Source organism: Williamsia sp. (genome assembly GCF_016462415.1).
Lineage (GTDB): Bacteria > Actinomycetota > Actinomycetes > Mycobacteriales > Mycobacteriaceae > Williamsia_A.
On the sequence record NZ_JAEMTF010000119.1, the window covers coordinates 1 to 10,445 of the forward strand.

Below are 10,445 nucleotides of genomic sequence, written 5' to 3' on the forward strand. Positions count from 1 at the left end.
CACGCCGCGCCGCGACCGCATCGGCGATGTCCTGTTCGAGCAGACTCCCGTGTACCGCCATCGCCACCCCCACCCCGGATGCGGCCGAGGCGACCACGGTCGCGCGCGCGTCGGCGACGTTGCCGGCCGCCCATACCCCGGCGACCCCGGTCGCACCCATCGGGTCGGTCGCGATCACGGTCGCCATCAGGTGATCGCCGACCCGCACCTCCTCGACCGTCAGGCCCAACGACTCGACCACCGCGCCACCGACCCGTCCGGTGCTCGCGACCACCACCGCATCGCACGCCACCTCGGCCCCGGAGGCGAGCCGGACCCCGACGAGCCGGTCGTCGCGCACGACCACCTCGGTGACGAGGCCATCGACGACACCGATGCCGCGGGCGGTGAGTGTCTCGAGTTGCTCACCGACGAACTCCGGCGCCGTGTGGCGGGCGATGGTCACGTCGGCACTCAACTGCCGGAACATGTGTGCCTGATGCGCCGACATCGCGCTCGTGGCGATGACGACGATGGCCCGATCGCGCACCTCCCATCCGTGACAGAACGGGCAGTGCAACACGTCGCGTCCCCACCGTTGCGAGAGTCCCGCGATGTCGGGGAGCTCGTCGACGACACCGGTCGTGACGACCAGCCGACGCGCACGCACGGTGCCCCCGTCGTCGAGCGTCACGGTGAAGTCACCGACCCCACCGTCGACATGCGAGGCGGTACCGCTGACCACCCGGCCGCCGTAGAGTTCTACTTCCGCACGGCCCGTCGTCACCAGTTCCGACGGCGAGATCCCCTCGCGCGTCAGGAAATTGTGCACTCCGTCGGCGGGGAGGTTGCGCGGTGATCCGGCGTCGACGACGACCACCGATCGTCGTTGTCGGCCCAGCGTCACCGCCGCCGCGAGCCCCGCCGCACCGCCACCGATCACGGCCACGTCCATCATCTCGTCCATCGCTGTCTCCTCTGCTCGATTCGCACTGTCCCCACTGTGCGACCGAACGCGAAATACTGGCAACGTTTGTTGCCGATCCGGCAAAGTGGGGACATGGATGATCCCACCACCGACACCGACGCCGTACTCGCCGCCGTCGGGCCACGCCTACGTGCGCTGCGCAACCAGCGCGACATCACCCTGTCCGACCTCTCGGCGAGCACCGGGATCTCGGTGAGCACGCTCTCCCGCCTCGAATCAGGCCAACGCCGGCCGACACTCGAACAACTGCTCCCCCTGGCGAGCGCGTACCGCGTGCAGCTCGACGACCTGGTGGGCGCACCCCGGACCGGCGACCCGCGCGTGGTCCTGCGACCGACGACAAGGCATGGCATGACCTTCATCCCGCTGACCGGACGCGCCGGTGGTCTGCAGGCCTACAAGATGATCCTGCCGGTGACACCGGAGGCCCCGGTCCCGGAACTGCGGACCCACGAAGGTTACGAGTGGCTCTACGTGCTCGACGGGAGGTTGCGGCTGATCCTCGGCGATCGCGACCTGATCCTGGCGCCGGGTGAGGCCGCCGAGTTCGACACACACGTCCCGCACTGGCTCGGCGCTTCCGGACCCCACCCCGTCGAGGTGTTGGCACTGTTCGGCAAGCAGGGCGAACGAGCACATCTGCGCACCGGACCGCGACCGTAGAGTGCAGGCGTGAGCCGTACCGAACCCGACCATCGCCGAGCCGACGCGCGACTGACCGACCTCCTGCCCGCCACCAACCTGGCCGACCTGCATCAGCTGCGAGATGACTTCGCGCGCTTCATGATGCAGTACAAGTTCGGGATCGACACGGTCAACACCAAGATCACCATCCTGCGGGACGAGCTCACCCACCTACACGACTACAACCCGATCGAGAACCTGTCGTCGCGGTTGAAGGCACCGGAGAGCATCCTCGCGAAGATCGGCCGCAAGGGGTGCGCCCCGTCGTTCGAGGCGATCCGCGCGACCATCACCGACATCGCCGGGGTGCGGGTGACCACCTCGTTCGTCTCCGACGTCTATCACGTGATGGACATGCTCTCACGCCAGGACGACGTCACCGTCTTGGAGATCCGCGACTACATCGCGACCCCGAAACCCAACGGCTACCGCAGCCTGCACGCACTCCTCGAGGTACCGGTCAACATGTCCGACCGGGTCGTGCCGGTCGTCGTCGAGGTGCAGATCCGCACCATCGCCATGGATTTCTGGGCGAGCCTGGAGCACAAGATCTACTACAAGTACGACACCGACGTCCCGCAGGATCTGCTCGACGAACTCGGCCAGGCCGCCGAGACCGCGCATCGACTCGACGCGACGATGGAGCACCTGCACGAGGAGATCCGAGGCGCCGATCGCGGGTCCGCGGTGCCCGAGGTGGTGCCGTCGGACGCGGTGTTGCAGGAGTGGGTGGCCGCACGGACCAGGTTCATCACCGAGCAGTAGCGCGGCGGTGTCACGTTTTCCCGACCCGCGGTGTCTTGAGGGGGAGAGAATCCCCCACGAGGTACACGAGGAGCGTCCGATGAACACACGCACGAACAGCCGACACGTGGTCGTGGTCGGCGGTGGGTACGCCGGCACCATGGCGGCCAACCGTCTGGCGGCCACCGGCTCCGCCGCCGTCACGTTGATCAGCCCGAACACCGACTTCGTCGAACGCATCCGGCTCCATCAGCTCGCCGCGGGCACCGGCGGGGCCACCGTCGGCTACGACACCCTGCTACACCCCGACATCGAGCGGGTGGTCGCGGCGGTCGAGCGGATCGACGGGTCCGCGCGCACAGTCCTCACCTCCACCGGCGGCGTCATCGGATACGACCGGCTTATCTACGCGGTCGGTAGCGGGGCGGGATCGGCACCGGTTCCCGGTGTCACCGAGTTCGCCCACACCGTCTCCGACATCGACGACGCGAACCGTCTGGCCGCCGCACTGGCCGACACCCCCGCGGGCGCCTCGGTCGTCGTGGTCGGTGGCGGACTGACCGGTGTCGAGATGGCCGCGGAGGTCGCCCAGGCGCGGGAGGACCTCGCCGTGACGCTGATCTGCGGCGCCGGGGTGGTGCCGTCGGCGGGTGTCCGGGGTGGCGCGTCGGTGACCAAGCGGTTGCGCCGCCTCGGTGTGGACCTGATCGAGCACACGCCGGTCGGCGAGGTCGCCGACAGCAAGGTCGTTCTGACCGACGGTCGGGTCGTCGCCGCCGACATCACCGTCTGGACAGCGGGTTTCGCCGTCCCCGATCTCGCGTCCCGCAGCGGACTGGGCACCGACGCGATCGGCCGGTTGAGGGTCGACGCGACCCTCGTCAGCATCGACGATCCCCACGTCATCGGGGCGGGTGACGCGATCACCGTGGCCGGACGCGACCTGCGGATGAGCTGCCAGGCGGCGATGCCGCTCGGGGCGCAGGCGGCGAACACGGTGCGCGCGTTGCTCGACGGCGACGCTCCTGCCCAGGTGGACCAGGGGTTCGCCGCCCAGTGCATCAGCCTCGGTCGCACCGCGGGGACCGTGGTGGCCACCCATCGCGACGACCGCCCCCGCCCGATCCTCGTGGGTGGCCGGGCCGGCGCGGTGGTCAAGGAGCAGGTGTGCCGGATGACGCTGCGGTGGATCGCCGGCGAGGGCCGGCGCGGCGGGTCCTACTCGTGGACGAGGGGACCGCGCCGGTGACCGGGTCGTCGACACACGCCGACACCTTCACCCATCTGCGTCCGCTGCTGTTCACGATCGCCTACGAGATCACCGGCTCGACGACCGACGCCGACGACATCCTGCAGGAGAGCTATCTGCGGTGGGCCGCCGTCGATCTCGACACGGTTCGCGACGTGCGGTCCTATGTCGCGTCGATCGTCACCCGGCAATCGCTGAACACCCTGCGTGCCTCGGCACGCCGTCGCGAGGAGTACGTGGGTCCCTGGTTGCCCGAGCCGTTGCGGATGCCGGAGACCGCAGGCGCCGCGGGCGATCCCGAGGCCGACATCGTGCTCAGCGAATCGGTGTCGATGGCGATGATGGTGGTGCTCGAGTCGCTGGGTCCTGACGAGCGTGCCGTGTTCGTCCTGCGGGAGGTGTTCGGCTTCAGCCACGCCGATATCGCGGAGGCTGTCGGCAAATCGGTCGACGCCGTCCGCCAGAGCGCGGCCCGCGCCCGGTCCCACGTGCAGGCCCGCCGCCGACGCTTCGAGTCGACACCGGCCGCCGTCGAGGAGATCACCACGGCGTTCCTGTCCACCGCCCTCTCCGGCGACCTGCAGGGGTTGATGAACATCCTCGCCCCGGACGCGGTACTCATCTCCGACGGCGGCGGCAAGGTCAACGCGGCGCGTCGACCGATCCACGGCGCCGACAAGATCGCCCGGTTCCTGATCGGCATCGCCCGGTGGGAGATGCCCGAACTCGGCCTGGAGTCCGCGATCTACAACGGTGGTCCCGCGCTGGTGATCTCGTCACGCGGGGTGGTCGACTCCGTCTTCGTCCTCGAGATCGTCGGCGGCACGGTGACCGGGGTGTACGCCGTCCGCAATCCCGACAAGCTCGCGGCGGTGCTCACCCCGTTCGACATCGCACGCTGACGACCGCACACGGACGCGCGGCGTCGCACGTCCGAACGGCAGACCACGACGTCCACTAACCTGGTTGTTTGTGACCGTTCCCCACCGCCCCCGACAGGTCCCCGGCCCCGGTTTTCTCGTCGCCGGACGCTACCGGCTCCGGTCCAAACTCGGTGGTGGCGGGATGGGTGCGGTCTGGCTGGCGACCGATCAGCTGCTCGAACGCGAGGTCGCCGTCAAGCAGGTGGTGTCCACCGAGGGGCTGACCGAGGAGTCGGCGAGTGACGTCCGTTCGAGGGCACTGCGCGAGGGCCGGATGGCGGCGCGGCTGAGTCATCGCAACGCGATCGCGATGCACGACCTCGCACTCGAGAGCGGTGAACCTTGGCTGGTCATGGAGTACCTACCGTCGCGTAGCGTCGCGCAGATCCTGCACACCACCACGACCCTGCCGATCGCCCACGCCGCCCACATCGGGGCCCAGGTGGCCGCGGCGATGGCCACCGCACATTCCGAGGGGATCGTGCACCGCGACATCAAACCCGGCAACATCCTCATCGCCAACACCGGTCGCGCTGCGGGCACCGTCAAGATCTCCGACTTCGGCATCTCCCGCGCGAAGGACGATGTCGCGAACGTCGAGAGCGGTGTGATCACCGGGACCCCGGCGTATTTCGCGCCGGAGCTCGCCCGGGGCGGAGAGCCCACCGAGGCCTCCGACGTCTACTCACTCGGCGCGACGGTCTACACCGCCGTGGAGGGTGAGCCGCCGTTCGGGGTCGACGAGGACTCGCTGGTCCTGCTGCACCGGGTGGCCCGTGGTGAGATCAATCCCCCCACCCGGGCCGGTGACCTCACGCCGGTGCTGCTGGGCATGCTCGAGCCGAGCCCGGGGCGTCGGCCCACCATGGCACAGGCCCGAGATCAGTTGGCGCGCATCGCGGCCGGGCCCGGAGGCAACGTGTCCGCGGTACTCCAGTCGCCCCTGCCCCGCAACGACAGCGCGATCCCGATCTGGGGGCTGTCGGGACGATCGTCGACCCGGTCGAACCGATCGTCGCCGCGCACCGAGTCGGGCCTGCCCGCGGCCCGCATCCACCCGACCTCGGCACGACCCGTCGCACCCGGTCCCGGTCCCGCGCCGGAGGCCGTAGCACCACCGGCACCGGCCCCGACGCCGGTCGGCGCCACGTCCCCTACCCCGACCCCGCCGACCCTGCCCATCTCACCGGCGGTGATCGGGGTGGCCGCCGTCCTCGTGCTGGTGGTCCTGATGATCGTGCTCATCGTCGCGCTCTGACGGCGGTGGGTTCGCCCGTCGTCACCCAACTCCACCGTCTCGTGGGCCAGTGCGGCCACACGGATGTCGTGCGTGATCAGCAGGGTGGCCCGTCCCGCGGCGAGACGGAGCAGGGGGCCGACGATCCGGTCCACGCTGCGGTCGTCGAGTCCGGCGGTCGGTTCGTCGAGCACCAGTACGGGTGCGTCCCGCAGGATCGCGCGGGCGATGGCGATGCGTTGGCGCTGCCCGCCCGACAGACGTAGACCGCCGTCGGCGAGCAGTGTGCGGTACCCGTCGGGGAGGCTGCGGATGAACTCGTCGGCGTCGGCGTCGTGTGCCGCCGCGATGATCGCGGTCTCGTCGGCACCCGGTGTGCCGTAGGCGATGTTCTCCGCGACGGTGCCCGCCCGGATCACCACCTGCTGCGGGAGCAGCGTGATCTGTGAACGGACGGAGTCGGCGGTGTGGATGCCGATGTCCGCACCGCCGAGGGTGATGACCCCGTGGTGTGGACGATCGAACCGGGTGACGAGGGCCGCCAGCGTCGATTTCCCCGACCCGCTGGGGCCCACCAGCGCGGTGATCGTGTCCGGTGCGACCGTGAAGGTCGCGTCGGTGATGAGTGGTCGGTCGTAGGCGAACGAGACGCCGCGCAACTCCAGGGCGGGTCGCCCGCGCGGGATGGGTCGTGCGCCGGCGAGATCCACCGAACTCGGGGCGATGTCGAGGATCTCGGCGACCCGGTCGGCGCTGACCACCGCCGCGGCCACCGCCAGTCGGAGTTCGGCGATCTCCTGCACCTTCGGGTAGAGGTAGCCGAGATATCCGGTGAGGGCGATCAATTCACCGACGCTGAGGTGGCCGAGCCGGATCTGCCAGGCGCCCACCACCGCGATCGCGAGCATGGTCAGGATCTGCCCCACCGACAGCACCGAACCGAATCCCGCCTCCACCTTGGTCTGCGCCAGGCGCGCCCGCATCCAGGACCGGCCGTGACGGTCGACGAGATCGTGCTCACGCTTCTGCTGGTTGTAGGCGACGGTGGTCTCGATCCCCGCGAGTCCCTCCTGCACGGCGACGCCGATGGCGCTGGTCGCTGCCCGTTCGTCGCGTGCGGCACGCGTCTGGGCCCTGGTGAACAGCGCCGAGAGTCCGCTGAGCACCGGGATGGCGACGATGGCGACCAGCGACACCTGCCAGCTCAACACGAATGCCACCGTGAGGAGGCCGGCGACGTGGAGCGCGGCGATCCCCAGCTGCAGCAGACCCGACCCGGTCATGTGCTCGACCGCCTCGACGTCGCCGGAGTGCCGGGTGACCATGTCGCCCAGCCCATATCGTCGATGGACCAGTGGATTGAGTCGCTGCACGTGCGCGTAGAGCGTGTTACGGAGGCGCAGGACGAATCGTTCCGACGCCCCCACGACGGTCACCATCCCGATGTAGTCGGCGACCGCTGCGAGAACCGTGATGCCGAGCCATACGCTCGCCGAGAACGCGAACGCCGACGCCGTCTCCGACGTGAGGGCACTGTCGATCACGTCGGAGAGGAAGAAGACGGCGGCGATCTCGCAGCCGGCCGAGAGGGTGAGCAGCAGCGCCGCGATCACGAGGGATCGACGATCCGGGCGCAAGAGGGGCGCGAAGCGACGTAGCGCGGTGAGGACGGTCACGAGAATCCTTTGTGGTGCGGCATGTTCGGTGGACGTACGTCCACACCGGGGGGTGACGACGTCCGGGGCCCGTCGAAACGGGCCCCGGAAAGGGCATTCGGTCTGGTTCGGTCGCGTCAGCGCCAGATCCACAGCCAACGGCGGCTGCGCGGATCCCAGATGCGCTGGCGGCGCTTCGGCCGGTTCGGGGTCTGACGTCCGCGGGGCTGGGTGAATGTCATGTCGTTCTCCTTCATCGTGGTCGGCATCTCTTGCCGACATGACTGAAGGTAGGAGCGCTGTCTGTGCGGCTTCCGCACCGTGACTGTGCGTCGGCTGACAGATCTCGCCGCGCGTCAGCTGATGTGCCGGTTGGCCGCCCACCGGGTCAGCGCGTTGCGGTTGGACTGTTGCGTCTTGCGGAGCACGTTCGACGCGTGCGTCTCGACGGTCTTGATCGAGATGAACAGGTCCTCGGCGATCTCGCGGTAGGTGTATCCACGGGCCAGCAACCGCAGGACCTCCATCTCGCGCGGCGTCAGCGAGTCGAGCTCGGGGTCGAGATGTGGTTCGGGAGCGGCGGATCGTCCCGTGAAGGAGTCGAGTACGAACCCGGCCAGACGCGGACTGAACACGGCGTCCCCGTCGGCGACACGACGGACCGCGTCGGCGAGGTCGGCTCCGGCGATGGTCTTCGTGACGTAACCGCGGGCGCCGGCACGGATCGTGGCGATCACGTCCTCGGCGGCGTCGGACACGCTGAGCGCCAGATAAACCGGCTGGGTGTCGATGCGGGAGTCGGCGACACCGCGCACGACCGCCACCCCGCCGCCGTCGGGCATGTGCACGTCGAGGAGCACGACATCCGGTGTGCTGCGGACTATCCCGTTCACGGCGTCAGCGACGTTCCCGGCCTCACCGACGATGGTCAGGCCGGCCTCCGACGACAGCTCGGCGCGCACACCGGAACGGAACACCGCGTGGTCGTCGACGAGGAAGACGCGACACTCCGCTGTCTCTGTGGGCACGGTCATCGGCCTCTCTTCTCGCTCTCGGTCGCCGGTTGCGTGACGTGTTCGCGGCGCGGCATCGACATCGCCACCTCGGTGCCCCGATCCGGCGCCGTCTTGATCACGACCGTCCCGTCACTGCGTTCGAGTCGCGCGCGGATCGACCTCGCCACGCCCTGACGGTCCTCGGGTACCCGGTCCTGGTCGAACCCGCGACCGCGATCGCGGACGAACACGTCGACCGCGTCCCCGGTCACCTCCGCGAACACGTCGACCTTGCGTTCCCCGGAATGCTTGGCCGCGTTGATCAGTGCCTCTCGGGTCGCACCCATCAGCGCCGCCCACCGCTTCGCCTCGGCGACGTCGGCGGCGGTCGCGCCCCGGGGCCAGGCCAGGTCGCCGACGGTCACCACGTCGACCTCGATGCCGTAGGAGTCCTCGACGTCGCCCGCCACGATCTCGAGGGCGGCCGCCAGCGAACTGCCCGACCGCTCGCGCTCACCGAACAACCAGCGCCGCAGCTCACGCTCCTGGCCCCGGGCCAGCCGGGCGACCTCCTCGGGGCGGCCGGCCTGTTTCTGGATGAGCGCCAACGTCTGCAACACCGAATCGTGCAGGTGCGCGGCGATCTCGTCGCGCTCGGCGGTGCGGATACGCGCAGCGCGTTCGGCGTTGACGGTGCGCAGCATGCGCATCCACAGCGGCACCGTCAGCAGTACCACGCCGAGAAGGGTTGCGCCGACAGCCAACAGCGTTGCGCTGAGACCGCCGAAGGAGCGGTTCGTGGCCAGTACGACGACAGCCAGACCGGCGATGACCAGCACCCCGCCACCGATGACCCGCGTCCACGTCAGAACCGCACTGCGCGAATCATGGTGAGGCGAGGCGTGTTCGGGTGAGTCGAACTCACGCCACACCAGCGTCGCGCCGATGGCGACGACGACCAGCGGGACCAGATACTCCGCGGGTGTCCCCGACGCCGCGAAGCCGACGACGATCACCGCGACGATCCCGACCATCGCCAGGCCGTACGCCTGAGTCCGCTCCCCGCGTCCGGGCGGTGTCGTGTCCGACCCGGGCGGACAGAAGAACCACAGCAGCCCGTAGGCGCAGACCCCGGCCCCGGCCAGCGCGCTGAGCACCACGAACACGATGCGCACGCGGACGGGGTCGATGCCGAGGTGGTCGGCGACACCGCCCGCCACACCGCCGATGATGCGACCGCCGTCGCGACGCACGATGCGCTCGGGTAGCGGCGCCAGGCCACCCTCGGACGAGGGTTGTGGGGCCGGTGCGTTCACACGTCGATACTGACACGCCGGCGCGTACCCGCACATCAGGGAGAGCCCTGAGTCCGACGGCGGGGTCGGGGCCGATTTCAGGGTGAATCCTGATGGTGTCGGGGGCAACGGGCCGGTGAAGATGATCGGTATGAACACGACAACCGTCACGCCGAGTGCCGAATCGCTACTGCGGATGTGGAAGACGCGACCGGTACGGCCGAACGCCGGAGGCGTCGTCGCCGGGGTGTGCATCGGCATCGCGCGGCGGTATCGGGTGGACCCGACGCTGGTGAAGATCGCGTTCGTCGTGGCCACCCTCTTCGGCGGCAGCGGTGTCATCCTCTACGTCCTGGCGTGGATCACGCTGCCCGCGGGCGACGACCCACCGTCGGAGTACATGAACCGGCGCGAACGCAAGGCGGTGTACCGGCAGGCGCGTGCCGACTACCGGCGGGTCCGTCGGGATCACCGCCACGGTCGGCATCCCTCCTCCGACGGGGCGCGGCACCATTCACACCCACCCACCATCGTGTTGATCGTCATCGCGGTCATCGTCGTGACGTCGTTCACCCCCAACGCCGCGTGGAGTTCGGGCGGCCTGCTCGGCGCGGCGCTGATGCTGCTCGGTTGGTGGTTGCTCTATCAGCGCAGCCCCGACGCCGAGCCGGGTACCTCGGCCGACACCATCGGGAC

9 protein-coding genes and 1 pseudogene are annotated in these 10,445 nt (G+C 69.5%); 6 read left to right on the forward strand and 4 right to left on the reverse strand.

Annotated features, from left to right (window positions below):
- A partial coding sequence (locus JHC79_RS20310) for an NAD(P)/FAD-dependent oxidoreductase (protein ID WP_296394229.1) occupies positions 1 to 946 on the reverse strand: 946 nt, incomplete at its 3' end.
- Positions 947 to 1,039: 93 nt separating this feature from the next.
- Here JHC79_RS20310 and JHC79_RS20315 point away from each other — a divergent pair.
- The 5 genes from JHC79_RS20315 (at position 1,040) to JHC79_RS20335 (ending at position 5,825) form a co-directional block, all read left to right on the forward strand.
- Complete coding sequence (locus JHC79_RS20315; protein ID WP_296394231.1) at positions 1,040 to 1,630, forward strand: helix-turn-helix domain-containing protein; 591 nt, start codon at positions 1,040 to 1,042, stop codon at positions 1,628 to 1,630.
- A gap of 120 nt (positions 1,631 to 1,750) precedes the next feature.
- Positions 1,751 to 2,416, forward strand: a complete 666-nt coding sequence (locus tag JHC79_RS20320; RefSeq protein WP_296394252.1) for a GTP pyrophosphokinase family protein — start codon at positions 1,751 to 1,753, stop codon at positions 2,414 to 2,416.
- A gap of 79 nt (positions 2,417 to 2,495) precedes the next feature.
- Positions 2,496 to 3,644, forward strand: a complete 1,149-nt coding sequence (locus tag JHC79_RS20325; RefSeq protein WP_296394233.1) for an FAD-dependent oxidoreductase — start codon at positions 2,496 to 2,498, stop codon at positions 3,642 to 3,644.
- Positions 3,620 to 4,546 carry an RNA polymerase sigma-70 factor gene (locus JHC79_RS20330; protein ID WP_296394235.1) on the forward strand — a complete coding sequence of 309 codons (927 nt, stop codon included), beginning with the start codon at positions 3,620 to 3,622 and terminating at the stop codon, positions 4,544 to 4,546. The genes JHC79_RS20325 and JHC79_RS20330 overlap by 25 nt, the downstream gene beginning before the upstream one ends.
- Positions 4,547 to 4,616: 70 nt before the next feature.
- Positions 4,617 to 5,825 (forward strand): serine/threonine-protein kinase, encoded by a 1,209-nt coding sequence (locus tag JHC79_RS20335; protein WP_296394238.1) that lies wholly within the window; start codon positions 4,617 to 4,619, stop codon positions 5,823 to 5,825.
- 164 nt (positions 5,826 to 5,989) lie between these two features.
- Here the strand turns inward: JHC79_RS20335 and JHC79_RS20340 are convergent.
- From JHC79_RS20340 to JHC79_RS20350, 3 genes and pseudogenes are all read right to left on the reverse strand, one after another.
- Positions 5,990 to 7,612 (reverse strand): annotated as a pseudogene (locus JHC79_RS20340) (ABC transporter ATP-binding protein); the annotation flags it as partial.
- 203 nt (positions 7,613 to 7,815) lie between these two features.
- Positions 7,816 to 8,493, reverse strand: coding sequence for a response regulator transcription factor (locus JHC79_RS20345; RefSeq protein ID WP_296394241.1), 678 nt, complete (start codon positions 8,491 to 8,493; stop codon positions 7,816 to 7,818).
- Positions 8,490 to 9,731 carry a PspC domain-containing protein gene (locus JHC79_RS20350; protein ID WP_366783125.1) on the reverse strand — a complete coding sequence of 414 codons (1,242 nt, stop codon included), beginning with the start codon at positions 9,729 to 9,731 and terminating at the stop codon, positions 8,490 to 8,492. The genes JHC79_RS20345 and JHC79_RS20350 overlap by 4 nt, the downstream gene beginning before the upstream one ends.
- A gap of 169 nt (positions 9,732 to 9,900) precedes the next feature.
- Here JHC79_RS20350 and JHC79_RS20355 point away from each other — a divergent pair.
- Positions 9,901 to 10,445: PspC domain-containing protein (locus JHC79_RS20355; protein ID WP_296394247.1), on the forward strand; the 545-nt coding region annotated here is incomplete at its 3' end.

What these genes read in the sequence shown, in the direction of transcription:
- JHC79_RS20315 (WP_296394231.1), top strand. Translation starts at nt 1,040, where the DNA reads ATGGATGATCCCACCACCGACACCGACGCCGTACTCGCCGCCGTCGGG.
- JHC79_RS20320 (WP_296394252.1), top strand. Translation starts at nt 1,751, where the DNA reads ATGATGCAGTACAAGTTCGGGATCGACACGGTCAACACCAAGATCACC.
- JHC79_RS20325 (WP_296394233.1), top strand. Translation starts at nt 2,496, where the DNA reads ATGAACACACGCACGAACAGCCGACACGTGGTCGTGGTCGGCGGTGGG.
- JHC79_RS20345 (WP_296394241.1), bottom strand. Translation starts at nt 8,493, where the DNA reads ATGACCGTGCCCACAGAGACAGCGGAGTGTCGCGTCTTCCTCGTCGAC.